General features: G+C 66.4%; 21 protein-coding genes and 1 tRNA gene. 14 read left to right on the forward strand and 8 right to left on the reverse strand.

Translation table 11 applies throughout. The features are described 5' to 3' along the window. The first annotated feature begins 216 nt into the window (after positions 1–216). The 4 genes from glsA to FBZ87_RS04980 all read left to right on the forward strand — a co-directional run bounded on the left by glsA (position 217) and on the right by FBZ87_RS04980 (position 3,504). Positions 217–1,272, forward strand: coding sequence for a glutaminase A (gene glsA, locus FBZ87_RS04965; protein ID WP_145609256.1), 1,056 nt, complete (start codon positions 217–219; stop codon positions 1,270–1,272). 112 nt (positions 1,273–1,384) lie between these two features. Further along, the gene (locus FBZ87_RS04970; RefSeq protein ID WP_145609257.1) at positions 1,385–2,554 is read left to right on the forward strand and encodes a hypothetical protein; all 1,170 of its coding nucleotides are present in this window, start codon (positions 1,385–1,387) and stop codon (positions 2,552–2,554) included. After that, positions 2,526–2,987 carry a hypothetical protein gene (locus FBZ87_RS04975; RefSeq protein WP_145609258.1) on the forward strand — a complete coding sequence of 154 codons (462 nt, stop codon included), beginning with the start codon at positions 2,526–2,528 and terminating at the stop codon, positions 2,985–2,987. Before FBZ87_RS04970 ends, FBZ87_RS04975 begins: the two co-directional genes overlap by 29 nt. A gap of 85 nt (positions 2,988–3,072) precedes the next feature. Continuing rightward, on the forward strand, positions 3,073–3,504 hold the full coding sequence (locus FBZ87_RS04980; RefSeq protein WP_145609259.1) for a hypothetical protein: 432 nt from the start codon (positions 3,073–3,075) through the stop codon (positions 3,502–3,504). A 72-nt stretch (positions 3,505–3,576) separates the two neighbouring features. On the opposite strand, the gene FBZ87_RS04985 is transcribed toward FBZ87_RS04980, so the two are convergent. Then, positions 3,577–4,767 (reverse strand): cupin domain-containing protein, encoded by a 1,191-nt coding sequence (locus FBZ87_RS04985; protein WP_186454586.1) that lies wholly within the window; start codon positions 4,765–4,767, stop codon positions 3,577–3,579. Positions 4,768–4,903: 136 nt separating this feature from the next. On the opposite strand from FBZ87_RS04985, the gene FBZ87_RS04990 reads away from it, so the two are divergent. Together FBZ87_RS04990 and FBZ87_RS04995 are read left to right on the forward strand one after the other, a co-directional pair. After that, complete coding sequence (locus FBZ87_RS04990) at positions 4,904–5,773, forward strand: LysR family transcriptional regulator (RefSeq protein ID WP_145609260.1); 870 nt, start codon at positions 4,904–4,906, stop codon at positions 5,771–5,773. A 90-nt stretch (positions 5,774–5,863) separates the two neighbouring features. Continuing rightward, positions 5,864–7,024: a hypothetical protein gene (locus FBZ87_RS04995; protein WP_145609261.1), complete on the forward strand. Its 1,161-nt coding sequence runs from the start codon at positions 5,864–5,866 to the stop codon at positions 7,022–7,024. Between the two features lie 565 nt (positions 7,025–7,589). On the opposite strand, the gene FBZ87_RS05000 is transcribed toward FBZ87_RS04995, so the two are convergent. Further along, a complete protein-coding gene (locus FBZ87_RS05000; protein ID WP_145609262.1) occupies positions 7,590–9,440 on the reverse strand; it encodes a DUF885 domain-containing protein in 1,851 nt (616 codons plus the stop codon). Positions 9,441–9,619: 179 nt separating this feature from the next. Between FBZ87_RS05000 and FBZ87_RS05005 the strand changes: the two genes are divergently transcribed. The 4 genes from FBZ87_RS05005 (at position 9,620) to FBZ87_RS05020 (ending at position 13,867) form a co-directional block, all read left to right on the forward strand. Beyond that, positions 9,620–10,261: an aspartyl/asparaginyl beta-hydroxylase domain-containing protein gene (locus tag FBZ87_RS05005; protein WP_145609263.1), complete on the forward strand. Its 642-nt coding sequence runs from the start codon at positions 9,620–9,622 to the stop codon at positions 10,259–10,261. Between the two features lie 156 nt (positions 10,262–10,417). Beyond that, a tRNA-Ser gene (locus FBZ87_RS05010) sits at positions 10,418–10,505 on the forward strand. 135 nt (positions 10,506–10,640) lie between these two features. Beyond that, on the forward strand, positions 10,641–12,236 hold the full coding sequence (locus tag FBZ87_RS05015) for an ABC-F family ATP-binding cassette domain-containing protein (protein WP_145609264.1): 1,596 nt from the start codon (positions 10,641–10,643) through the stop codon (positions 12,234–12,236). Positions 12,237–12,667: 431 nt separating this feature from the next. Continuing rightward, positions 12,668–13,867, forward strand: coding sequence for an MFS transporter (locus FBZ87_RS05020; RefSeq protein ID WP_145609265.1), 1,200 nt, complete (start codon positions 12,668–12,670; stop codon positions 13,865–13,867). Here FBZ87_RS05020 and FBZ87_RS05025 read toward each other — a convergent pair whose 3' ends face one another. Beyond that, entirely contained in the window at positions 13,868–14,710 is an 843-nt protein-coding gene (locus FBZ87_RS05025) for a helix-turn-helix transcriptional regulator (RefSeq protein ID WP_145609266.1), read from the reverse strand. Between the two features lie 93 nt (positions 14,711–14,803). Here FBZ87_RS05025 and FBZ87_RS05030 point away from each other — a divergent pair, with 93 nt between their 5' ends. Continuing rightward, positions 14,804–15,697: an SDR family oxidoreductase gene (locus FBZ87_RS05030; RefSeq protein WP_145609267.1), complete on the forward strand. Its 894-nt coding sequence runs from the start codon at positions 14,804–14,806 to the stop codon at positions 15,695–15,697. A gap of 18 nt (positions 15,698–15,715) precedes the next feature. Next, positions 15,716–16,612, forward strand: coding sequence for an SDR family oxidoreductase (locus tag FBZ87_RS05035; protein ID WP_145609268.1), 897 nt, complete (start codon positions 15,716–15,718; stop codon positions 16,610–16,612). A gap of 40 nt (positions 16,613–16,652) precedes the next feature. On the opposite strand, the gene FBZ87_RS05040 is transcribed toward FBZ87_RS05035, so the two are convergent. After that, complete coding sequence (locus FBZ87_RS05040; protein WP_145609269.1) at positions 16,653–17,696, reverse strand: SDR family oxidoreductase; 1,044 nt, start codon at positions 17,694–17,696, stop codon at positions 16,653–16,655. Positions 17,697–17,843: 147 nt separating this feature from the next. On the opposite strand from FBZ87_RS05040, the gene FBZ87_RS05045 reads away from it, so the two are divergent. Then, on the forward strand, positions 17,844–18,770 hold the full coding sequence (locus FBZ87_RS05045) for an AraC family transcriptional regulator (RefSeq protein WP_145609270.1): 927 nt from the start codon (positions 17,844–17,846) through the stop codon (positions 18,768–18,770). Positions 18,771–18,776: 6 nt separating this feature from the next. Here the strand turns inward: FBZ87_RS05045 and FBZ87_RS05050 are convergent, their stop codons facing one another. From FBZ87_RS05050 to FBZ87_RS05060, 3 genes are all read right to left on the reverse strand, one after another. Then, positions 18,777–19,394 carry a hypothetical protein gene (locus FBZ87_RS05050; RefSeq protein WP_425465726.1) on the reverse strand — a complete coding sequence of 206 codons (618 nt, stop codon included), beginning with the start codon at positions 19,392–19,394 and terminating at the stop codon, positions 18,777–18,779. Positions 19,395–19,585: 191 nt separating this feature from the next. Beyond that, the gene (locus FBZ87_RS05055; protein ID WP_145609272.1) at positions 19,586–21,400 is read right to left on the reverse strand and encodes a DUF4153 domain-containing protein; all 1,815 of its coding nucleotides are present in this window, start codon (positions 21,398–21,400) and stop codon (positions 19,586–19,588) included. Between the two features lie 83 nt (positions 21,401–21,483). After that, positions 21,484–21,939, reverse strand: coding sequence for a winged helix-turn-helix transcriptional regulator (locus tag FBZ87_RS05060; RefSeq protein WP_145609273.1), 456 nt, complete (start codon positions 21,937–21,939; stop codon positions 21,484–21,486). A 110-nt stretch (positions 21,940–22,049) separates the two neighbouring features. Between FBZ87_RS05060 and FBZ87_RS05065 the strand changes: the two genes are divergently transcribed. After that, positions 22,050–22,964 carry an alpha/beta fold hydrolase gene (locus tag FBZ87_RS05065; protein WP_145609274.1) on the forward strand — a complete coding sequence of 305 codons (915 nt, stop codon included), beginning with the start codon at positions 22,050–22,052 and terminating at the stop codon, positions 22,962–22,964. On the opposite strand, the gene attM is transcribed toward FBZ87_RS05065, so the two are convergent. Further along, positions 22,955–23,746 carry an AttM family quorum-quenching N-acyl homoserine lactonase gene (attM, locus tag FBZ87_RS05070; protein WP_145609275.1) on the reverse strand — a complete coding sequence of 264 codons (792 nt, stop codon included), beginning with the start codon at positions 23,744–23,746 and terminating at the stop codon, positions 22,955–22,957. The genes FBZ87_RS05065 and attM overlap by 10 nt on opposite strands. Positions 23,747–23,761 lie beyond the last annotated feature (15 nt).

The following is a 23,761-nucleotide window of genomic DNA, read 5'->3' on the forward strand; positions in this document are numbered from 1 at the left end:
CCTGATACACCAACCGCCCAGCGCCAACCGGAAGTACGCATCATTACGCCACCGTTCTAGCCGCCGGGAGGGCCAGGGGGAAGGGGCGGATGCCAGCATGTGGCCAAGATTCATGCGGCCACGATTAAGGCTTCTTGGCGGACGGGCCGCCCCGCTACAGTGACGCCAAACACCGGCGCCGGCACGCCGGCCAGCCTGAACGAGGGGGATTATGTGATGAAGTCCGGTTTGACCCAGCGGGCGCGCGCCTGGGGCGCCGCCGTCGCGCTGTCGCTCACCTTGCTGAGCGCCGGCGCCGCGCCGGCGCGCGAGGCGCCGCCCGGCGACAGGGCCATCCAGCAGGCGGTGGACCAGGCCTACGCCAAGTTCAAGGGCGTGATGGAGGGGGAGAACGCCAGTTACATCCCCTATCTCGCCAAGGCCGATCCCAAGCTGTTCGGCATCGCCGTGGTCACGGCGGACGGCCGGGTGTTCAAGGCCGGCGACGCGGGCCAGGAATTCCCCGTGGAATCGATCGCCAAGGTCTTCACGCTGGCCCGCGTGCTGAAGGACCAGGGGCCGGACGCGGTGATGGCCAAGATCGGTGTGAACGCCACGGGTCAGCCCTTCAACTCCGTCCTGGCCATCGAACTGAACAACGACAAGCTGACGGGCAGCCCGCCGGCCGGCAATCCCCTGGTCAACGCCGGCGCCATCGCCGCCGCCAGCCTGGTGCCCGGCGCCGATCTGAACGCCCGCTGGAAGACGGTGCTGGACACGGCCTCCGCCTTCGCCGGGCGGTCGCTGGCCCTGAACCAGGACGTCTACCAGTCGGAAATGGCGGGCAACCAGCACAACCAGGCCATCGCCCTGCTGCTGCAAAGCTATGACCATCTCTACGCCGACCCGGCGGCGACGGTGGACCTCTACACCCGCGAATGCTCCTACAACGTCAGCGCCGTGGACTTGGCCACCATGGGCGCCACGCTGGCCAACGGCGGCACCAATCCGGTGAGCCATAAGGCGGCGGTGGACCCGGCCACCAGCGCCCGCGTGCTGGCCGTCATGGCCACCGCCGGTCTGTACAACACCTCAGGCGAGTGGCTGTTCAAGGTGGGCCTGCCGGGCAAGAGCGGCGTGGGCGGCGGCATCCTGGCGGTGGCGCCCGGCAAGCTGGCCATTGGAATCTATTCCTCCCGCCTGGACGCCGCCGGCAACAGCGTGCGCGGCCAGCTGGCGGCGCAATCCATCGCCGAGGCGCTGGGTCTGAACCTGTTCGCGGCGGGCAAGTAGGCGAGAGGGCGAGGGGCGGTCGTAACGCGAGAACGGCCGGCCCCTTCGCCTTTAGATTGACGTGAACAAAAAAAGAACGCATGCTGCTCTTCCAGCAACAGGGAGAGCGAGCATGGATGGTTGGCAGCGTCGGTATCGCCTGAGCAACGGCCCTGGCGGCCTGGGCGTCAGTTGCACGGCCGAGGGCCTGGCCCTGGCCGGTGTCCCCCTGTTGGCCAAGGGCCCCGGCGGCTTCCAGGCCCGGCCGGCGGCCGAGGTGGCGGTATTGTTGAAGCGCGCCTACGCCGGCGCGGAGCCGGGTACCGCCGTCTTGCCCGGCCTCACCAAGATCGCCGACGCGCTGAACCGGGGCGACCTGACCCAGGCCATGATCCGCGCCGTGCATTTGCGCCTGCCGGAATTGGATTGGGACGCCGCTGTCCGCCTGGCGCGGGCTAACGATAACCTGGCCAAGTACCGCCCTGGCCAGCCCCGCGATGAGGATGGGCGCTGGACGGTTGGGGGCGGTGTGGCAGGGGCTGGGGAGCCGATCGAGGCGAAGCCCAGGGATGTCGACGGGCACGAAACGCCTGTCCAGCCTGGCAAAAAGGAGGCGAATGCCCCCACAGCGCAACCGCTTCTCCGCGTTTCCACCGCGCCCGATTTTGCCATCCCGGCGACGCCGGCAGCCGCACCTAAAGATTTTACATTTGCGCAGAGCTTCAACGACGGGGTCCATGCTTATTGGCAGGAAAGCCTGGCGCCTTTGTTGGCTGCGCATGGCGCCAAGCCCCCTGGCGGCAGGAAGGAGTGGGTCGTTGAGGAAGGAGCCACCGTCGTTGCCAGGAAAGACGACGGCATCCTGGAGTTTCAGAATGAAGGCGGTCTGCCACGAGGAAAAGATGTTTTGGATTGGAAGTTTCGGCCGGATCTCAATTTGAAAGAGCCAGATAAATATATACTGCTGGGTACTGCGCACACGCATCCCTATGATAGTGGTGCCACAGGCGCTTCATTTAGTGGTAATGATGTTAATTATTTGATGAGTGAGCCGATTAACTTCTCATTTTTGCAAAGTGGAGAAAGTCAGTTTTTGCTTCTGAAAACAAAGCAGACGCCAAAGTTATTTAATCATTACGATGTTATAAATGATCAAGATAAGAGAATTCACCAGTTGAGACAGGATAATCCAAGCCTCTCCATGGCGCGGGCCAGCAGCATCGCGAACGTGGAAGCAGCAAGGGAATATCATCTCGCTTATTATGAGGGAAGCAATGGCAAGCTATCTCGCGTTTATCCGTAAGATGGCTCCAAGTATAGCCATCATGATGGTCTTAATCGGACAGGCCCATGCAAGAGATTTTTGTTGGGCATATCCCGGTGTTGATGCGACAAGAGGTGTTAAGGGCGTCACAATTTATCCGGAACAATTTAGACGGGTGATGTGGTATTGGCGCCTGGCCAGAACCGCCATGAGGCACAAAGCCTATCGAGGCGCAAATCAGGAATTGCTTAGGGCGATGGGTGCTCTAGGAACCTGTAGTAAGTATGAAATTGTCGAGGATGATTCTGTATTCCACGAGATGGAAGCCGACGATGTCGAGAAAAAAGGGAAATCTGAAATGGCCGCCAGAATAAGAATGGGGCTTCTTGAAAGCTACTTTGGTGACTGTATGGAGGATTTCCTTAGGCAAACCGAGAATCGGGACCCTCCCCAGGGCGCGGAGAGTCAGTGAATGGGGTATTGGGCGGGGTGGCCCCTCGAAATCGCCCCGCCGTCTGCAACTGCGAAATATGGTTTCGCTTATTCTGAGGGGCGCAATGGTACGCTTCATCGCGTTTATCCTTAGCGGCCTTTTTTGTGTCGCGGTGACGATCGTGGTGCTGGTGCAGGTGCATCAGCACCGTGGGCCTTGGCTGAACATTGCCGCTGATATATGGGAAAAAATACAGACGCCATGTGCGGCGCGGGATGAATATCTAGGCGCGAAGCGGCTGCAGGCTCAAGGGCAGCGGGATATATCAATTGAAAAATACGACAGTGCGCTTCAGGATTTTAAGTCAAGCATAGAAGTTCTCGGTGAATCTTACAATGATTATGGCTACGCTACCTTGTTAGACCACAGTGATGAAAGGATAATGCTGGCGAAGGATGATGAACGGGTGGGGAATGTGCGAAATGCCGCCCTGCTTTATGAGAACGCCCTGGAACGACGGCTTGCGCTGTGCGAGGTCGAGCCGAAATATCGGTAATGCCGCATAAGGCAAGGGGGCGGCCCCACCGGAACCGCCCCATCCAATGTCGTCAGGTGAAATTCCCGCCCCTCATGTCTGCTTCATGCGGCTCAGCGTCTTGTCGGGCACGCCGGTGAAGTTGTTGGACAGCAGGTAGCGCGGGCTGGACTGGACCCATTTGTCCAGGTCGATCTCCTCGAACTTGCCGTTGTCCCAGGTCTGGATCATCTCCACGTCCTCGGTGCCCACGTTCTGGATGGCGTGGCCGAAGCCCATGGGGATGTAGGCGACGTCGCCGGGGCCGAACTCCGCCACCTTGCCGCGCCCGCCGGAGCCGAACAGGGCCACCTGGGCCCGGCCGCGCAGGTAGTAGTGCCATTCGTTGGCGTTGACGTTCCAGTGCAGCTTGCGGATGCCGCCGGGCTTCAGGATCATGTAGCCGCCCGACATGGTGTGGGAGGCGGGGAACTCATCCACCGTAGCCAGGCGGAAGGTGCCGCCGTCGAAGTCGCGCGCCGCCTTGGGGTCCTTCAGCAGGCGGAACTTGTGGGTGGATTCCTTGGGCCAGGGGGCCTCCAACGCGTCGGCCGCGTGCAGGATGGGGCCGGACTGGATGTAGGTCTCGCCCTTGGGGAAGGCGTCGAACACGTCCTTGGGCAGACCGAAATTCAGGGCCAGCATTTCCTTCGGCGTCACGTCCACCCAGTCGGTGATGGAAAAGGTGCCGTGCTCGGAAAAGGCACCGTTGTCGAAGGACAGGATGAAGTGGCAGGGCTTGTCGCCGATGCACTGGATGGAATGGCCGTGGCCCTTGGCGAAGTACCACAGGTCGCCCGGCTCGAAATTATTGATCTCGCTGGCGCCGGAGGGGTCGATCACCACCGTCTGGCAGCGGCCCTCGATGACAAAGGCCCATTCCGCCGCGATGGCGTGCCAGTGCAACTCGCGCGAGGCGCCGGGCTGCAGGAACATGTGCACGCCGGCGATGCCCTTGGATATGGGGAACTGGTGGACGGTGGCCTCTTTGGCCCATCCGCCCGTCGTCACCTTGGGCTTGTTGCCGTCCAGCGAGAACTTGAAGTCTGGCATGGCGCCCACGTCCTGCGGGTCGTGGTAGGCCACGGTGTCGCCGGGGGGCAGGGGCACGGCGTTGCGGCCGAAGCCGCCGTCGCCGGGTTTGGCCATGAATTTGTCCGCCGCTTCCGCCACGCTGCGGAACGTGACCATGCCGCTGGCGCCCAAGGCCGCGGCGCCCAGAAAACCGCGCCGGTTCGTAGACATCAATATCCTCCCGTTACCATACGCCCGGTATTCGCCAGGCGATGATTTGTATTCGCGACCTCACTATTGACTTGGGATCGGTAAATCGGAATTCTGATGATTAGATAACGGTGATCGAAAATCCCGATGAGGCGCCATGCTGGACCCCCTTCACCTGCGTACATTTGTCGCAATCACCGAGGTGAAGAGCTTTTCGGAGGCGGGGCGCCAGCTGGGCCTGTCGCAATCCAGCGTCAGTGAGCATGTGAAGCGACTGGAACAGTTCGCCGGCCAGCGCTTGTTCCAGCGCGACACCCATTCCAACGCCCTGACCGAGCATGGCCGCGCCATGCTGGAGTTCGCCCGTTCCATCCTGGAGGTGAACGAGCGGGCGAGGCGCCATTTCACCCAGTCGACCAAGCGCCAGCTGTTCCGTTTCGGCGCCTGCGAGGATCTGGCCATGGGCTGGGTGCGCGACATCATCCGCTGCTTCATGGTCGGCCATCCCGAGGTGGATTTGGACTTCACCATCGCCCTCAGCCGCACGCTGACGGAGATGTTCGACGACGGCGCCCTGGACATGGTGCTGTGCAAGCGCTGGCCGGACGGTGATCGGGGGGAACTGGTGTTCCGCGACCAGGTGGTGTGGGCCTCGGCCACGGCGGCGCCGGTGTTCCGCCATGACGAGGCGCAACTGGTGCTGTACCCGCCGCCCAGCATCACCCGTTTCATGGCCCTGACGGCGCTGGAGCGGTCGGCCGTGCCCTGGCGCATCGCCTGCACCAGCGGCGACTTGAACGGCCTGGCGGCGGCCACGTCCATGGGGGTGGGCATGATGGCCCATTCCAGCCGCTTGCTGCCGGCCGGCGTGCAGGCCTGTGCGCCCGATCCCCGCCTGCCGTCCCTGGGCGCCCTGGAGTTCGTCATCCTGGAAAGGAAGGCGCGCGACCGCCGCTTCCTGACGGAAATGTCCGATGCCATCCGTGCCAAAGCGGCTGCGGAGATGGCGCTGCCACCGGCGGCGTGACGGGCGGTTTTTCTCCGGTCCGCTCGCGCATTGGTTGACATGAACAAAATAGGAACATACGATGCTTTTCCATCAACCGGGAGAGCGGGCATGGATGGTTGGCAACGTCGGTACCGCCTGAGCAACGGTCCGGGTGGCCTGGGCGTCAGTTGCACGGCGGAAGGTCTCGCCCTGGCCGGTGTGCCCCTGCTGGCCAAGGGCGCCGGCGGCTTCCAGGCCCGCCCGGTGGCGGAGGTGTCGGTTCTCCTGAAGCGTGCCTGTGCCGGCATCGGGCCGCACGCCGCCGTGCTGCCCAGTTTGGTTAAGATCGCCGACGCGCTGAACCGGGGCGACCTGGTTCAGGCCATGATCCGTGCGGTGCACTTGCGCCTGCCGGAACTGGACTGGGATGCCGCCGTTCGCCTTGCCCGGGCCAATGACAATCTGGCGAAGTACAGCCCCGACCAACCCCGCGACTGGCATGGGCGCTGGGCGGACGGCGAGGGTGGGGAGCGGGAGGCGGGTGGGCCGGTCGAGGCAAAGCCAGCCGCGTCGAGCGGGCGGGAAGCGGCAACCAAGCCGAAGAAGAGGGACGCGGACATTCCCAAAGCACAGGCGCTTCCGCCTGTTTCGACCGCGTCCGATTTCGCCATTCCAGCGAACCCGTATCACGCCCCGCCGGTGTTCAGATTCGCCGATGACATTGAGCAGGCGAACAATTCGCTTTGGCAGGAAAGCTTGGCGCCTCTGTCACAGCCAAATGCGCCGCGGTGTTTAGAAACAGGCGAAAAGGTCAGGGAGCACGGCGCCACTGTGGTGGCCCGGCAAGATGGAGCACTGGAATTTCAGAACAAGGACGGGAAGGGTGTCACTTGTCGGGATTTCAGGCCAGACCTTCAGGTCAAGGACCCGACACATTACAGCCTTCTCGGAACAACCCATACCCACCCGTATGACGATGGAAGGGTGGGGGTATCATTCAGCGGCGGCGATACGCAGGTTCTTCTCGACAACCCGATCAATTTCTCCCTTGTTCAAAGTGGCGACAAACAGTTCATGTTCCTAAAAACAAAACAGACGCGCCGATCTGATAGTTATGAAAATGTGATAAAATATCAAGATGACACAGTAAAATATTTGATGAATGAGCTTGGATATCCTAGTGATACAGCCAATAGGATAGCGAATGTTGAGGCTGCCAAAAACTATGGTCTTTCTTATTATGAGGGTGATCATGGCGTCTTGCGCCGCATCTATCCGGAAGTCCGCTAAAGCAGCCTTGTGGTCTGCTATCATGGCCCTGCCCCTTATCTGCCAGCCAACGGGCGGCGCGTCGGCAGGTGGCGGTGGGCCAAGCTGCAGCGCTGACGGGGACGCACATCGGGGAGATGATCCCACCATTCCCACGATAGATCCGGCCCAGTTTAAGCGGATCATGCAGTACTGGAGTTGGGCTAGAATGTCGTTCGGGCACCAAGACTATCGTCGGGCCAATCAGGATCTGTTGAGGGCGTTAGGTGCGCTAGGGACGTGCGATCCAAGGGAAATGAGCATGAACGATATGCTCTCTCATGTCATGGAGATGGATGACGTCGAAATAGCGGGGGATTATGAGACGGCGGCCAGATCGCGCATGGCCATACTTGGATACTATTTTCAGATTTGCATGGATCTGTATCTTGTGCGTGACGTCAATAAATCTGACTAGGAAGCCCTTATTCGGATCACTTTTTCAATCACCCACGGCTCGTTCTTTGGTCATGTGCGTGTGACTTGAGCCAATGGCGTGCCTAGCTGGGACGGCGGCCAGGTTTCTCCAGCCGCCGCCCGTCCAGCCTCAGCCTTTCATCGCCGCGATGTGCTGGTCGACGATGCGTTCCAGCAGGGTCAGGGGCACGTTGCCTGACAGCACCAGGGCGTCGTCGAAACGCTTCAGGTCGAAGCGCTGGCCCAGCGCACCCTCGGCCTTCTTGCGCAGCATGTTGATCTGGTTGTGGCCCATCTTGTAGCCGCAGGCCTGGCCCGGCATGGCGCAGTAGCGGTTCAGCTCGCTACGCAGCTGGGCCACCGGCATGCCGGTGTTGGCGTGGAACCAGTCCAACGCTTGCTGGAAGCCCCAGCGCTTGGCGTGAATGCCGGTGTCCACCACCAGGCGGCAGGCGCGGAAGCCGATGGACTGCAGGAAGCCCAGCTTGCCCAGCGGGTCGCCGTCATAGGCGCCCAGCTCGTTGCCCAGCTGCTCGGCGTACAGCGCCCAGCCCTCGGAATAGGCGTTGAAGGCCAAGTGGGTGCGGATCAGGGGCAGCTGGTTGGCGTACTCGCCCTGCCAGATGTGGCCGGGAATGCCCTCGTGATAGCACAGCGTGGGCAGGGAGTAGCGCGGCCAGATGCCCGTGTCCTTGAGGTTGATGTAATAGTAGCCGGGCACGCTGCCGTCGATGCTGCCGGCCGAGGCGTAGCCGTTGGGCGCGCCGTCCTGGATGGCGGGCGGCACCCGGCGGATGACCAGATTGCCCTTCACCAGGGTGGCGAAGGCGCGGGGCAGGCGGGTGCGGATGTCGGCGATGCGGCCGTTCAGGTATTCCAGCAGCTTGGCGCGGCCGGCATCGTCGTTGGTGAACAGCAGGTCCGGGCGTTTGCTCAGCGCCGTCATGCGCTCCCCCACCGTGCCCTGGCTCAGGCCCTGGGCCTTCAGCAGGGTATCCATCTCCGCCTGGATCTGGGCGATCTGCTCGCGCCCCTGGGCGTGCATCTCCTCCGCCGTGCGGGTGGTGGTGGTGCCGGCCTTCAGCGCCCAGGCGTAATACTCCTCGCCCTGCGGCCGCTGCCACACCCCGGGCTCCGCCACCGCCACGGCGCGCTGGGCCTTCAACGCGGCGATCTGCTTGTCCAGGGCCGGCGCCACCTTGGTGGCGCACAGCGCCTCCACCTCCTTGGCGTAGCGCTCCGGCAGCCTGGCCTTGGCGGCGCGCTGCCGCAGCGATTCCACCAAGCCCCATTGGGCGATGGGTTCGGCCCGCGCCGGCACCATTTGCCCCAGCATGATGTCCAGCACGAAGTCCGGTGCCACCATGCCCACGCCACGGTCATGGTCCAGGCGCTCGGCCTCCGCCGCCAGTTCGCCGGCATAGGCCTCCACCCGCGCCAGATAGGCGTCGGCATCGGCGGCGGTTTCCACCGCGTGCTGGGTGTCGAGGAAGGTGGGGATGTCGACATAGGCGCCGCCCAGCGGCGTCACCGAATAGGGCGTGTTGCGGAAGCTATTCTGGCCGGACAGCGTGCCCACATCGCCGAAGGGGAAACGCCAGCCTTCGATGGCGGTGCGGAAGGCCTCCTCCGTCACGTCCACGTTCAGGGCCTGGGGGGCGGACAGGGCGCCGCGGTCCACCGCCTGTAGGGTCTTCAGCGTCTCGCTGGCCCAGGCGGCGCGGGCGCGGTCGGCGGCGGCGGAGCGGTCGGTCAGGCGGCCGTGCAGGGCCGCGCGCCCGTCCTTGTCGATGCCCAGCGCCGTGGCGTTTTCCGGATATTCCGCCAGCAGCCGCTCGGCAATGTCGGCCAGCAGCTTTTCCGCGGCCGCGTCGCCCGGCGCCGAGGTGGCCTCCGCGGCCCAGACGGGGAAGGGCAGGGCCAGGCTGGTGGCCACGGCCGAGGCGCCCGCCAGCAACGCGCGGCGGCTGATATCCGACATGTCTCGCTCCCGATATTGTATGCAACTGCCTGATCCGCTTGTACCCGGCCCCGGGGCGGGGCGCGAGGGGGAAATCGCCCGGCGCGGGGGGCGTGCCGGCGGATGACCTGTCTCATGGCGGGCGGACGGCTTAACCGCTAAACAGGAAGGTGGCGGACGGCGTGGGGACGGGGGCAGGCTTGCATCCTTGGCAGGAATTGACGCGCGACAGCGGGCTCACCTTGCACGGCCCGTTGGCCATGGCGATGGACGTGGCCGCGCTTCAGGCGGACTTCGCCACCTTGGACCGGGATTTGCCGGCCGAGGCGCGCGGCAGTTTCGGGGGCACCAACGGTTGGACATCCGTGCCGCTGCTGGACCGGCGCCTGGATGGGGCGCCGGTGGCGATGCCGGCATTGGCCTTGATGCCGTCCGTCGCTGCACTCCTGGCGCGCGCGGACTGGCGGGTGCGGGGCTGCTACCTGCTGCGGCAGGGGCCGGGGGAGATCCTGAAATGGCATTACGATGGCCAAGCCCTGCACTTGGAAGAGGCTCGCATCCTCATTCCCATCGCCGTCCCGCCCGCTGCCGTCACCTGGATTGGACATCAGGCGGCCGCCTATCCCCCCGGGCAGGCCTGGGCGGGTGACTTTTCCATCCCCCATCAGGTCGAGAACCCAGCGCCCGAACAGCGCGTCGTCCTGGCCCTGGACGTCGACGCCACCCCGGCCCTGGCGCACCTGTTCCCGCCGGCGCTGTCGGCCGAACCGCTCCGCCGCATCCAGCTGGCGCAGAAATGCTGCAACCTGGTGCGGGCTTGGCGGACCGGCGGCCAGGAATAATGGCGGCACCCCCCGCAACCGTGTGGACGCGGGCCGCGAGGGAATGCTAGACGATGGGCCTCCCGGTGTCTGAGGGCCCGGGCCGTCGGTGGAACCGGATGGAAAAATCTCTCGCTTCGGCTGAGGGGCGTTCGGTAAGCCATTGGCGAAGAAGACGGATGGGTGGCCGAGTGGTTTAAGGCAGCGGTCTTGAAAACCGCCGTGGGGCAACTCACCGTGGGTTCGAATCCCACCCCATCCGCCATCCCTTCCACACCCGGTCTTGAAATCGCGCTTTGCCATCCTTAGGGTTGTGGCCAGTGCAAACCAGCTGGATGGTGCTTCATGGATTCCCGCCCGAACACGACGAGCCTTCGTTCCGTTTTCGGGGATATCCATCATGCCTGCCACCATCACGCTTGCCGATCTCAGCTGGGCCACGCCTGACGGGCGCCCGCTTTTCTCCCATCTCTCCCTCAGTTTCGGGGCCCAGCGCACCGGCCTTGTCGGGCGCAACGGCGTGGGCAAGTCCACGCTGTTGGCGCTGATTGCCGGGGCGGTGCCGCCGCAGGCTGGTGCCGTGACCGTGTCGGGCACCCTGGGCGTGTTGCGCCAGGGCGCGCACCTGCGGGCCGACGAGACCGTGGCTGATCTGTTCGGCGTGGCCGATGGCTTGGCGCTGCTGCGGCGGGCGGAGCAGGGGGTGGCCGGCGTGGAGGAGTTGGCGGAGGCCGACTGGACCCTGGAGACCCGGCTGGACGCGGCGCTGGCGCGCCTGGGCCTGAACGTAGGGCCACACACACCGTTGGCGATCTTGTCAGGCGGGCAGCGCACCCGGGTGGCGCTGGCGGCCCTGGTGTTCGCCGAGCCGGACTTCCTGCTGCTGGACGAACCCACCAACAACCTAGACGCGGAGGGGCGCGCCGCCGTGGCGGCGTTGCTGGCCGGGTGGAAGGCTGGCGCCATCGTCGTCAGCCATGACCGCGACCTGCTTGAACGCATGGATGCCATTGTCGAGCTGACCTCCCTGGGCGCCACCCGCTATGGCGGGGGCTGGAGCCGTTACCGCGCCCTGAAGGCCCAGGAACTGGCGGCGGCCCGGCATGACCTGGATGAGGCGCAGAAACGCGTGGCCGACGCCGCCCGGCGGGCGCAGGAGGCGTTGGAGCGCCAGGCGCGGCGCGATGGCGCTGGCCGGCGCAAGGCGGACAAGGGCGACATGCCGCGCCTGCTGCTGGGCATGCGTCAGGACAACGCCGAACGCAGCGCCGGGGCGGGTGCCCGCCTGGCCGATGCCCGTGGCGCCGAGGCGGCGGATGCCGCCACAGCCGCCCGCGCCCGTATCGAGGTGCTGCAGCCCCTGTCGATCACGCTGGCCTCCACCCGCCTTCCGGCCCAGAAGGTGGTGCTGGCGTTGGAGGGGGTGACGGCGGGCTATGAGACCGGGCGCCCCATCCTGGATGGCCTGTCCCTGATGCTGACCGGGCCGGAGCGCGTGGCCATCGTGGGGCCCAACGGCTCGGGCAAGAGCACCCTGCTGGCAGTGCTGATCGGCTGCCTGGCCCCCTGGTCCGGAGCCGTGCGCACCCACACCGCCCTGGCCCTGCTGGACCAGCGGGTCAGCCTGCTGGAACCGGCCACGTCCATCCTGGAAAACTTCCGCCGCCTGAACCCTGGGGCCACCGAGAACACCTGCCGTGCCGCCCTGGCCCGGTTCCGTTTCCGGGCTGATGCCGCCTTGCAAGGGGTAGCCAGCCTCAGCGGCGGCGAGTTGATGCGTGCCGGTCTCGCCTGCGTGCTCGGGGGCGAGGTGCCGCCACCCTTGTTGATTCTGGATGAGCCCACCAATCACCTGGACATCGACGCCATCGAGGTGGTGGAAGCCGGCCTGCGCGCTTATGACGGCGCCCTGCTGGTGGTCAGCCATGATCCGGCCTTCCTGGAGGCCATCGGCATCAGTCGACGGGTGGCTTTGGGCGCTTCAGAAACTGGATGAGAGGCATGAAAAATATCGCTATATAACAATGATCTATGAAGATTTTCTAATATTTTTGATGAAGGGGCGTTGTGATGATGCTTGGGTAGGACACCCCTGAGGCAGAAGCTCAGGGGCCCATTCCGAAAAGCTGAATACCGGCTGCGTAACAGGTGTGGCAGGGCATCGGGCAGCCGTGCGGTGGAGGCCTTTTTCTAGAGTGGAAACAAAAGGTTGTTTGGGGAGGCTTAGGGCGCACCGCCAATGCGACTAGGGAATGCGACGAAGTCGTCGTATTTTCCCCAAGGCACGGCGACGTGCCCATTCTGATGCCGCTCGCAAGGCGGCCGTAAGCGTTCAACGTCAACCAACGCACCGACCGCCCCGACCGGGCGGGCGCGTGCGTTGCCTTGCACGCGCCGCCGGCCGGGACAAAAGCCCGGAGCATTCCCATGGCATCCATTTCATCGCGTGATCCGTCGCCTGATCCGGCGCAGCGGCGCCTGCCGCTGCTGATGGCCGTCCTCTTCCTGTCCTACCTCTGTGTCGCCATCCCCCTTCCGGCCGTGCCCGTCTATGTCACCGGGCAGTTGGGGTTGAACAATGCCTGGGCTGGCCTCGGCACCGGCATGACCTTTCTCACCGCCATCCTCAGCCGGGGGCCGGCGGGCGGCCTGTCCGACCGGCGGGGCGCCAAGGCGGCCGTGGTGCGCGGCCTGGTCCTCTACGGGGTGGGCGGCCTGGTGTCCCTGGGCGCGGGCCTGCTGCAGCACAGGCCGGTGGCGGCCTTCCTGACCCTGTTGGCCGGCCGTGTTCTACTGGGCCTGGGGGAAAGTTTCGCCGGGGTCGGTGTCGTCGCCTGGGGGATCGGCATCACCGGTCCACAGCGCACGGGCAAGGTCCTGTCCCTTGTCGGTGCCGCCATCTACGGCGCATTGGCCGTGGGCGGGCCCATCGGCCTGGCGCTGCTGGACCATGCCGGCTTCGCCGGTGCCATGGCGGTGAGCGCCGTGTTGCCCTGCCTGGGGCTGCTGGCGATCTGGCCCCTGGCCGGCATCGCCCCGCATCCCCAGGCCGCCTGCCCGTCCTTCCTGGGTGTCATGGGTCGTATCTGGCTGCACGGGCTGATCGTCTGCCTGCAGGGCATCGGCTTCGCCGCTATCGGCGCCTTTTTCGCCCTCTATTTTCTGAACCGGATGTGGGACCACGCCGGCCTGGGCCTCACGGCGTTCGGCGGCGGCTTCGTCCTGATGCGGGTGGCGTTTGGCCACCTGCCGGACCGCATCGGCGGATTGCTGGTGGCCACCGGCTCGCTGGCCGTCGAGGCCGCGGGCCAGGTCCTGGTGTGGAGCGCGCACGATCCCATCCCCGCGCTGGCCGGCGCTTTCATGACCGGCCTGGGCTGCTCCATGATCTTCCCGTCCATGGGGCGGGAGGTGGTGCACCTGGTGCCCCCGCACCTGCGCGGCACGACCTTGGGCGGCTTCACCGCCTTCCAGGATCTGGCCTATGGCCTGACGGGCCCCCTGGTCGGTTTCCTGGCCGACCGCGCCGGCTATGGCAGCGTCTTCCTGGTGGGCGGGGCCGCGGCGGGGCTGGGTGTCGCCCTGTCGCTTTACCTGCGGCGGGCGCGGGTGGCCGGGACGGCGTGATCAAGACCGCATCAGCGATTGGATGCGCTGGGCGTCCTCTTCCGTGGCGGGGTTGTAGACCGTCATGGTGAGGTCTGTCCGGCCGTCCACCGCGAAGGCCGTGTATTCGAAGGCCAGGGGGCCGATGACGGGATGGCGGATGTGCTTCACCGCCTCATGCGGCGCGCTGACAACCCCGTTCTCACGCCACAGGGTGGCGAACTCTGGGCTGAGGCGGCACAACTCTTCCACCAGCGGCGCCACCTCGGCGGCGGCCCCCGCCCGCGCGGCGTCGATGCGGAAGGCGCCCAGGACGAAACGCGCCACGCTTTCCCAATCGTACTGCACGGCGCGGGCGCGCGGGTCCAGGAAAAGGATGCGCAGGATGTTGCGCCGCTCCGGCGGCAGCGCGCCGTAATCCGTCAGCATGACGGTGGCCGCCCGGTTCCAGGCCACCACGTCCCAGGTGGCCGTGCGGATCAGGGCGGGGCTGGGGTCCAGCGCATCCAGCACGCGTTGCAGGCGGGGCGTCACGCTGTCGTTCCGGCGGTAACGCACCTCGGGCGGGCGGCCCAGGCCCAGCAGGAACAGATGCTCCCGCTCCGCCTCCGTCAGCATCAGGGCGCGGGCGATGCGGTCCAGCACATCGGCGGAAGGGGCGCCGCCCCGGCCCTGTTCCAGCCACGTGTACCAGGTGGGGCTGATGTTGGCGCGCTGCGCCACCTCCTCCCGGCGCAGGCCGGCGGTGCGCCGCCGCTCCGCCGGAAAGCCCAAGGCGGCGGGGTCCAGCTTGGTGCGCCGGTCGCGCAGGTAGTCACCCAGCCTGTTGCCACCCGGACTGTCGGCGGTTAGCGGCTCACTCATCCTGTTAGCCATCTTACTATGATAAGGTCACTACTTTACCAGGATAGGCCAGGCGTCGAGAGTTGTCTTCAGCGAAACTTGGAGACTACGCAGATGCGTGTATTCGTGACGGGCGCCACGGGCTGGGTCGGCGCCGCCGTGGTGGCCGACCTGATCGCGGCGGGGCACCAGGTGCTGGGCCTGTGCCGCTCGACCGACAAGGCAACCGCCTTGGCCGCGGCCGGTGCCGAGGTTCACTACGGCAGCCTGCAAGACCTGGAAAGTCTGAAGCGCGGCGCCGAACGGGCCGATGGCGTCATCCACCTGGCCTTCAACCACGACTTCACCAACTTCGCGCAGAATGGCGCGGACGAGCGGCGCGCCATCGCCGCCATCGGTGAGGTGCTGGTGGGTAGCGGCCGGCCACTGGTCGTCGCCTCGGGTGTCGCCCTGCTGGCGCCGGGGACCCTGGCCACGGAGCAGACCCCAACCCGGCCGGAGTCCGAGGCCTTCCCCCGCAATCCGGAGGCGGCCGCGGCCGCGCTGAGGGCCAGCGGCGTGCAGGTGACCGCCGTACGGCTGGCCCCCTCGGTTCATGGACACGGCGATCATGGCTTCGTTCCGCGCCTGATCCAACTGGCGCGCGAAAAAGGTGTCTCCCCCTATATCGGCGATGGCCTGAATCGCTGGCCGGCCGTGCACCGCGTCGACGCGGCCCGCGTTTTCCGCCTGGCGCTGGAGCGCGGGGCCGAGGGCGGCCCGTTCCATGCCATCGCGGAAGAGGGCGTGCCGTTCAGGGACATCGCGGCGGTCATCGGCCGGCGGCTGGACGTTCCCGTCGTTTCCCAGACGGCGGAGGAGGCGGCTCAGCACTTCGGCTGGTTCACCCGTTTCGCCGCCATCGACTGCCCGGCCGCCAGCGCCCACACCCGTGCCCTGCTGGGCTGGGCGCCGACTCAGCCCGGCCTGCTGGCCGATCTCGACCATCCCGCCTATTTCACCGTTTAAGATAAGGATATTCGGACCATGCGTGTGTTTGTGACGGGTGCCACCGGCAACATCGGTTCTGCCGTGGTGAAGGATCTGATCGCGGCCGGCCACCAGGTGCTGGGTCTCTGCCGGTCGGAGGAGAAGGCTGCGGGCCTGGCCGCCGCCGGTGCCGAGGTGCTGCGCGGATCGCTGGAGGATGAGGACAGCCTGATGAACGGCGCTGCCCAGTGCGACGGCGTCATCCATCTGGCCTTCAACCATGACTTCTCTCGCTTCGTCGCCAACTGCGAGGATGACCGCCGGGTGATCCGGGCCCTGGGTTCGGCCCTGGCCGGATCCGCCCGCCCCCTGGTCATCACTTCCGGCACCCCCATCGCCAACACGGTGCCGGGTGAGCCGGCGAAGGAGGGCAACGCCATCGTCGGCTCGAACGTCCACCCCCGCGCTGCGTCGGAGGAAGCGGCCGCCGCCCTGGCGGCGGAGGGGATCAACGTGTCGGTGGTGCGCCTGCCGCAGGTGCACGACCCGGTGACGCAGGGTCTGATCACTCCCCTCATCGGCATGTTCCGACAGAAGGGGGAATGCGTGTATGTCGGTGATGGCCTGAACCGCTGGCCGTCCGCCTACGTGCTGGACGTTGCCCGGTTGTACCGGCTGGTGGTGGGGCGGGCCGAGCCCAACGCGAAGTACCACGCGGTGGCGGAGGAGGGCGTGGCGATCCGCGATATCGTGTCGGCCATCGGCCGCCGGTTGGATCTGCCGGTCAAGTCCATTTCCCAGGAGGAGGCGCCGGCCCATTTCGGCTGGCTGTCCATGTTCGCCGGCCTCGACATGCCGGCCTCCAGCGCCTGGACGCGCGAGGTGCTGGGCTGGCACCCCACCGGGCCCGGACTGATCAGCGACCTGGAGCGGCTGGAATTGCCCGGTCACTGACGCGGATAGGGCGGCGCAGGGGGGCGGTCCGTTCCCGCCCCTACGCCGCCTGTTTCAATCTGGGAAGCAGGCCCAGCCGGATCAGGCTTTCGGCGGTTGCGACGATGGCTTCCTCAGCGGGGCGGGGCGCCCAGCCCAGCAGTCGTATCGCCTTTTCACTGGTGGCGTTCAGGTTGACGCCCAGCAGGGTGACCGCGCCCTTCATCACCGGATTTTTCAGGCTGATCAGGCGGACCAGCCAGTTGGGCAGCACCCGCGTCGGCACCTTGGCGGCGGCGGCCCCCAGGCGACGCCGCAACACTCTGGCGATATCGATCATCCACAGGCTTTCACCGGATATCGCCAGGAAGCGCTCGCCGTTGGCGGCGGGATGGGTCATGGCGCGCAGGTGCAGGTCCGCCACGTCCCGCACATCGACGATCCCGCAATTGAGCTTCGGGCACCCCGGCTGCCCGTTCATCATGTTCCGGATCAGGCCGATGGAGTGGGAATAGTCGGCGCCCAGCACGGGGCCGAGGACGGCGGTTGGGTTCACCGCCGACAGATCCAGCCCGCGCCCCTCCCGCGCGATGAAATCCCAGGCGGCCCGTTCGGCCAGGGTCTTCGACTTCTGGTAGGGCCAGACGGTGCCCGTCAGGTCGCTCCAATCCGTCTCGTTGAACGGCCGGCCCATGGCCTTGTGCCCGGCGCAGATGGCGCCGAAGGCTGAGGTCAGCACCACCCGCCTGACCCCGGCGTCCCGTGCGGCGCGCAGGACCCGCAAATTGCCCTCGACGGCCGGCCTGACCCAATCGTCCTCGCTGACCTGCTCACCCGTCGGCGTGGGCGAGGCGCCGTGCAGGACGTAAGCGCAGCCGGCGGCGGCCTCCGCCCAGCCGTCATCGGCGGTGAGATCGGCGGCGACGAAGGTCAGACGGTCGCCCGCCTCGACCCCGCCGACCTTGAGGTGCGCGCGCACCTCGGCCTCCCGCGACAGGGAGCGGACGGTGGTCCGCACGCGGTATCCGGCCGACAGCGCCGCCAGGATGCAGTGCTGGGCGATAAAACCCGTGCCGCCGGTCACGAGGATCAGTTGGTCATTCATGTCGATTTCCGAGAGGGCCTGATGATGAGGGCGGTGATTTAACGACGCCCAGCCAACGGGCGCCCTCCGTCTTCCCCCACAAGGTAGGGGGCAGCATCCGGACTGTGAATGCTTGAAAGTACGCAATGCTTTCGCAATAGTTCGGAAATGAACGTCGACCCTTTCTCCGACATCCTTAAACTCACGAACGCGGAATCGCTGGTGACCGGCGGCTTCACGGGCGGCGGCGCATGGGCCATCCGGTTCCCGGCCCCGGACAAGATCAAGTTCTTCGCCGTGGTGAAGGGCCGTTGCTGGGTACGTATCGAGGGCGAGGCGGCGCCGGTTCATTTCGAGACCGGCGACGTGGGCCTGCTGTCGGCCAAACGGTCCTTCGTGCTGGCCAGTGACCTGGACGTCGCGCCTGTCGATGCCATGAGCCTGTTTTCCCGCACCGACAGGACGACGCCGGTGACGGTGGGTGAGGGCGATGATTTCGCCCATATCGGCGGCCATGTCCTGCTCGACCCGGCCAGCGGGCGGCTGCTGGCGGATGTCCTGCCGCCGTGGATTCACGTGCCGGCGGCCTCACCGCAGGCGACGACCTTCCGCTGGCTGCTGGACCACTTGGTGGCGGAGCGGCGCGCCGACCTGCCGGGCACGCAACTGGTGACGGCGCAACTGGCCCAGTTGCTGTTCATCCAGATTTTGCGGGCCCATCTCAAGACGTCCGGGCCCATGCCGGCCGGATGGTTGCGCGCGCTGGGCGACCCCCGCCTGGCGCCCGCCCTCCGGCTGATGCATGGTGAGCCCGCCCGCGCCTGGCATCTCGATGAGCTCGCCAAGGCTTGCGCCATGTCGCGGACGACGTTCGCGCTGCATTTCAGGACGGTGGCGGGCGTGGCGCCGCTGACCTATCTCACCGAATGGCGCATGCGCCTGGCCGAACGCGCGTTGCGCGAGGGGGCCGCCCCCGTGGCGACGATCGGGCAGTCGCTGGGCTACAGCTCCGAAAGCGCCTTCAGCACCGCCTTCAAGCGCGTGACCGGCGCATCGCCCAAGGCCTACCGGGATGCCGTCCGCATTCCGGCTTAAACGGGGTCACGTGGGGTGCTCGTGCTCCTCGGGGGCGCTGAAGCTGAAGCCGCCGCCCCCACCGCTGCCGCCCATCCCCATCCCCATCCCCATGCCGCCGCCGTTCTTGTCGCCGGCCTTGTCACCCTGGCGGTCGTCCTTGTTCTTGCCGCCGTTGCCGGAGGGGCGGGCCGGGCCCTGCATAGGGATGTCGAGGCCAGGAGGAATGGGGTCCAGGTCCAGGGCCTGGCGGATGAAGGCGCGCAGGGAGACGACCAGTTCCTGGGTATGGACCAGATGGCCGGCCACCAGTTCCCGTGCCGCGCGCTCCGCCAGACGCACATGCTCTTGCGTGCCCAGCAGCAGGATGTCGGCCAGGGCGGCCTCCACCGCGTCGCGGATGCGCCGCGCCCGGTCCGACCCGCCGGCGTTCTCCGGCGTCAGGTCCAGTACGGCGGCCGCCTTGTCGCCGTCCGCCGGCACCCGTACCGGCGGGGGCGGCCGCAGGTCGCGCAGATGGGCCGGATTCACCGAGAGATCGCCGGTGAAGGACCCGCCCAGGGTGCGATAGGCGGCGATCAGGGTGCGCAGCCGCTCATTGATCTGGCGGTTCATGCGCTCCCGCCGCTGTTGAACGGTGGACATCACCACCAGCCGGATGCCCACGCCGATCAGGGTGACCAGCGCCAGGCCCAGCAGTGTGACGACGACGTTCTGCCAGGAGCTGAAGTCGATATTGCGCAGCGACGCCTCCCCGGTTGCCAGCTCTCTGTTGCCGCCCCCTGTCAGAAGCGGATTGGCGGCGGGGATGTTCCTGACCCGTCAGCCAGCAGTCCCTATTCGGGGCATTTGTTGCTGGCCGGCGTGATGGTCAGGCGGATGCCGCCCACCATAAGGTCCGGCAAGACATGGGGTGTCGGGGTGATCTGGCCATTTTTCAATGCATCGCGCATGGATCGGCAACCAGGGGCGAGCATGAGATTGCCGGTGAGATGCCAGGTACCCGCCTCGTCCGGTTGATACAGGAGGGCGTCGCTGTACCCGTTCTCCTGCATGATCACAGCCTCAGGCAGATCCGGTTGCAGCCTGACCAGGAAGGCGTTGCAGGATTCGGCATCCCCACGGGCGCACCCGTTGCCGTTGCGGACGTGCCCGCTTGCCATATAGGCGCTGATGAAGCCCGCAGGCAAGGTACGGCCTGCCGGATAGACGGTTACATACTGGCGCAGCTCCATTGCCGTCGACGGCCGGTCGCCGTGGGCGGCGTAGCGGTCCTTCCTGATCAGCACGGCTGCTGCGGCGGAGTGCAGGGATTCCCGCTGCTCGTCGCTCCAGCGGCTGTCGGTCGCGGTGCGCAAGGATTCCACCGCCGCCTGGCCCCAACGGGCACCGTCGAAGCGTAAGGCGACCAGATCCAGCTTCTCAGGGGGCAGGGTGCCTGCCCGCAGGCGAGCCATCTGGTCGGCCACCATCAGCCGGGCGGGATCGGCGACAGGCGTCAGCAGGGCCAGCAGCAGGATCAGTACCAAATGGGCGGAGACATGGTTGGTGATCTCCAGCAAACGCAGCCACTGGGCCCCGCGCGGATTGGGCGCGCGCACCACGGCGAGGACGTAGCCGGCGGTATAGACGGCCAGGGCCAGGATAAGGGCCGCCGCCACCACGCGCTGCACGCTCCAGCCGTATTGTCCGACCCGTAAGCCCAGCGCCCAGGCGGCCAGCGCCACCAGGGGCAGAAGCGCGAGCGCTCCCACGGTGCCGGCCCAGCGCTTGGCGGCGATGGCGGTGCGCTCCACCGCACCATCCTGGTAGCAGCAGTTGATCAGGAAGATCAGCAGTATCGCCGCCATGATGAGCAGGCGGGTGGCGAAATGGGTCTGCCACAGCGGCTGCAGGGACAGGAAGGGCAGACTGCCCAGGAAACCCACGACGATAACCGCCAGCAGCGGCAGCAACCAAGAGAATAGGGTGAGCGCCAGGGCGCGGGCACCCCGGATCAGGGCGGGCTGCACGTCGGTGATGTGCACGGCGCCCGCGATGGCCAAGGTGGTGGCGGGGATGGCGAACCAGTCGTGTTGGATCAGCCGTTCGAAGAAGGTGATCTTCAGCAGATTGAACAGGCCGGCGCCGAGATAAAGCACACCCCAGAACACAGCCACGAAGACCACGGTCAGGGCCGCCTGTACCCCTTGCTTCCAGGCCGTGTCAAAATGGCGCGGATAGCTGGGACGCCAACGCCGCTCGATGATGGCGTCCACCACCAGCGTGTGGGCGATAAACAGGCCGCCGGCCACGTATATCAAATCGAATTGGCTTCCGAGCAGCAGGGACATACCTATCGCGGGCAGGGAGCTTTGCAAGCGCGCTGCGGCATGATAGCCGAGGCCGGCGACGATCACGGTCGCGACCAGGATCCAAAGCGCCAGCGGCCGCCGGGTGATCTGGCCCGCCCCCAGCAGGATCAGCAGGGGGACCAGGGAGAACACCATCAGCAGGGGCGTGAACAGGTCGGGCACGGTCGCGGGCCAGGTCGCCGGCTTGGTCGCCGCCTCCGCCAGCAGGTAAAGGCCCGCGGCCTGGACCAGGGCCACCACCAGGCGGATCAGGAAAACGTTTGGGACGCGGTCCGCCGTCTGTGCGGTCGCCGCCATTGTGCCGTCCGTCGCCATGTCCACCCCATCGCCTCGTCGTTGCCGCAGCTTAAGCGGCCTTTTGTGCAGAAGCGATGCAGGGTTTAGGGATTTTCCCCCGGAAAGCGTACCACGGTGTCCTCCGGTGCCAGCGGGGTGCCGTCATGGGCCTGGGGTTCCAGGCGGCGCAGGGGCAGGCCGGCGCGCTTGTCCACCAGGCGCACATGGGGCTCATCGGCCCTGAAGAAATGATCCTCGCCCCATTGGCGCAGGGCCACCAGCACGGGGAACAGGCCGCGCCCCTTGGCCGTCAGCACATAGTCCTGATGCCTGCCGCCGTCGGCAGCCGGCACCGCCTGCAGGATGCCATGGTCCACCAGGGTGCGCAGGCGGGCGGCCAGGATGTTCTTGGCCAGGCCCAGGCTCTTCTGGAACTCCCCGAAGCGGCGCAGGCCGTCGAAGGCGTCGCGGATGATCAGCAGCGACCAGCCGTCGCCGATGGCGTCCAGCGGCCGGGCGACGCCGCATAGCGAGTCCTGGTGGCTGGTACGCTTGACCATGGCGGTTTTCCCTCCTGCCGATGATGGTTCGGATATAGAGGTTGCAAGTTAAAACCTCAAGCGTTATGCCTCGTATGGTTTTAACTTGAAACCATATCGGAGCGACCACCATGATTCCCGCCGATGCCACCTTCGACGGCACCTTTCCCTTCGCCCCCCATGTCACCGACGCCCCGGGCTTCGCCATGCACTACGTGGACGAAGGGCAGGGTGATGTGGTGCTGTGCCTGCATGGGGAGCCCACCTGGGGCTACCTGTTCCGCCATCTGATTGGCGCGTTGAGCGCCACGCACCGCGTGGTGGTGCCCGACCACATGGGCTTCGGCAAAAGCGCCACGCCGCCGGACCGCAGCTATTGGCTGCAGGATCATATCGACAATCTGGAGCGCTTCGTCCTGGCGCTGGACCTGCGCGACATCACCCTGGTGCTGCACGATTTCGGCGGGCCGATGGGCATGGGGCTGGCCGCCCGCCATCCGGATCGCATCAAGCGGGTGATCTCGACCAACGGCCCCGTGTCCTTCGGCCAAGCCGACCAGGTTGACCGGCTGTTGGCCAATGCCGCGACGGCGCCCTGGTTCCAGTGGATACTCAAGGCGCAGGCGGACGGCAGCCTGGAAACGGTGCTGGGCCAGTTGGGCTACACCATCCTCAGCACGCTGAAACTCAACGGCTTCGAGGACCACAGCCTCATCACCGATGCCTGGCTGGCAGCCTATGGCGCGCCCTTCGCCACGCCGGCGGATTGCCTGGGTGCCATCGGCTGGGCCAAGGGCTTCGCCACCGGCGCGCACCGGTTCGAAGCGCCGGACGCGGCCGCCATCCGCGCCATTCGCGCCAGGCCGGCGCTGGCCATCTGGGGGATGGCGGACCGCACCCTGCAGGGGGCGCACTTCCTGCCGCTGTTCCGCGACCTGTTCCCGGCCGCCGCCGTGCATGAATTACCCGGCGTGGGCCACTACTGCCTGGAGGACGCGCCGGACCTGATCGCCCGGCTGATCGCCGATTTCCTGCGTCAGTCGTAATAGCCCGGCGCCAACCGGAAGCGGGGCCACACCTCCGGGTCGTGGCCCGGCACCAGCGTGGCGCCGGTCCGCTCCGCCAGTGCGCGCAGCTTGGCCACGGACCGGACGGTGTCCACGGCCGACGCCAGGAAGCCCGGCAGCGCTTTCTCGTTCCAATGGTCCAGCGTGTACACAGCGTCGGCCGCCAGCAGCCAGGCACCGCTGTGGGTTAGGGTGACCAGGAAGGATTGGTGGCCCACCGAATGGCCGGGGGTCGACACCAGGCGCAAGGTCCCATCGCCGAACAGGTCAAGGCCATCGGTGGCGTCGCCCTCCAGGAAGCGCCAGTCCAGGCCGGGGCGGTCGAAATCCCGGCGGGCATAGGCGCCGGCGGCGAACCAGTCGGGGGTGAAGGCGTATTCATATTCCCGCCGCTGCACGATGTGGGTGGCGTGGGGGAAACGGCCGATGGCGCCGGTGTGGTCGGAATGCAGGTGCGACAGCGCGACATAACGGATGCCGCCCGGGGCCAGGCCCAGCGCCGCCAGCTGGGCGACGCATCCCTGTTCTGGCGTCATCACCGGCCGGAAGAGGTCGACCGTGTCGCCCCAGTAGCCGCGTGGATCCGGCAGCCCTTCGGCCGCCAGGCCGCCGTCCAGCAGGACGTTGCCCTTGGGGTGGGTCAGCAGGAACCAGGGCACCGGGATCTCATAGTCAGCGCCGCCGCCCTGATTCATGCGGATGTCGTGCGTCTTGCAGTGCTGTGTGCCGGACTGGAAGAAGTAGAGGCGGATATCGCTCATGGGGAAGTCCTTGGA

Source organism: Nitrospirillum amazonense (assembly GCF_007828035.1).
Classification (GTDB): domain Bacteria; phylum Pseudomonadota; class Alphaproteobacteria; order Azospirillales; family Azospirillaceae; genus Nitrospirillum; species Nitrospirillum amazonense.

Excerpts from the sequence above, each read along its gene's own strand:
- glsA (WP_145609256.1), top strand. The coding sequence starts at position 217 with ATGAAGTCCGGTTTGACCCAGCGGGCGCGCGCCTGGGGCGCCGCCGTC.
- FBZ87_RS04970 (WP_145609257.1), top strand. The coding sequence starts at position 1,385 with ATGGATGGTTGGCAGCGTCGGTATCGCCTGAGCAACGGCCCTGGCGGC.
- FBZ87_RS04975 (WP_145609258.1), top strand. The coding sequence starts at position 2,526 with ATGGCAAGCTATCTCGCGTTTATCCGTAAGATGGCTCCAAGTATAGCC.
- FBZ87_RS04980 (WP_145609259.1), top strand. The coding sequence starts at position 3,073 with ATGGTACGCTTCATCGCGTTTATCCTTAGCGGCCTTTTTTGTGTCGCG.
- FBZ87_RS04985 (WP_186454586.1), bottom strand. The coding sequence starts at position 4,767 with ATGTCTACGAACCGGCGCGGTTTTCTGGGCGCCGCGGCCTTGGGCGCC.
- FBZ87_RS04990 (WP_145609260.1), top strand. The coding sequence starts at position 4,904 with ATGCTGGACCCCCTTCACCTGCGTACATTTGTCGCAATCACCGAGGTG.
- FBZ87_RS04995 (WP_145609261.1), top strand. The coding sequence starts at position 5,864 with ATGGATGGTTGGCAACGTCGGTACCGCCTGAGCAACGGTCCGGGTGGC.
- FBZ87_RS05000 (WP_145609262.1), bottom strand. The coding sequence starts at position 9,440 with ATGTCGGATATCAGCCGCCGCGCGTTGCTGGCGGGCGCCTCGGCCGTG.
- FBZ87_RS05015 (WP_145609264.1), top strand. The coding sequence starts at position 10,641 with ATGCCTGCCACCATCACGCTTGCCGATCTCAGCTGGGCCACGCCTGAC.
- FBZ87_RS05020 (WP_145609265.1), top strand. The coding sequence starts at position 12,668 with ATGGCATCCATTTCATCGCGTGATCCGTCGCCTGATCCGGCGCAGCGG.
- FBZ87_RS05025 (WP_145609266.1), bottom strand. The coding sequence starts at position 14,710 with ATGAGTGAGCCGCTAACCGCCGACAGTCCGGGTGGCAACAGGCTGGGT.
- FBZ87_RS05030 (WP_145609267.1), top strand. The coding sequence starts at position 14,804 with ATGCGTGTATTCGTGACGGGCGCCACGGGCTGGGTCGGCGCCGCCGTG.
- FBZ87_RS05035 (WP_145609268.1), top strand. The coding sequence starts at position 15,716 with ATGCGTGTGTTTGTGACGGGTGCCACCGGCAACATCGGTTCTGCCGTG.
- FBZ87_RS05040 (WP_145609269.1), bottom strand. The coding sequence starts at position 17,696 with ATGAATGACCAACTGATCCTCGTGACCGGCGGCACGGGTTTTATCGCC.
- FBZ87_RS05045 (WP_145609270.1), top strand. The coding sequence starts at position 17,844 with ATGAACGTCGACCCTTTCTCCGACATCCTTAAACTCACGAACGCGGAA.
- FBZ87_RS05050 (WP_425465726.1), bottom strand. The coding sequence starts at position 19,394 with ATGTCCACCGTTCAACAGCGGCGGGAGCGCATGAACCGCCAGATCAAT.
- FBZ87_RS05055 (WP_145609272.1), bottom strand. The coding sequence starts at position 21,400 with ATGGCGGCGACCGCACAGACGGCGGACCGCGTCCCAAACGTTTTCCTG.
- FBZ87_RS05060 (WP_145609273.1), bottom strand. The coding sequence starts at position 21,939 with ATGGTCAAGCGTACCAGCCACCAGGACTCGCTATGCGGCGTCGCCCGG.
- FBZ87_RS05065 (WP_145609274.1), top strand. The coding sequence starts at position 22,050 with ATGATTCCCGCCGATGCCACCTTCGACGGCACCTTTCCCTTCGCCCCC.
- attM (WP_145609275.1), bottom strand. The coding sequence starts at position 23,746 with ATGAGCGATATCCGCCTCTACTTCTTCCAGTCCGGCACACAGCACTGC.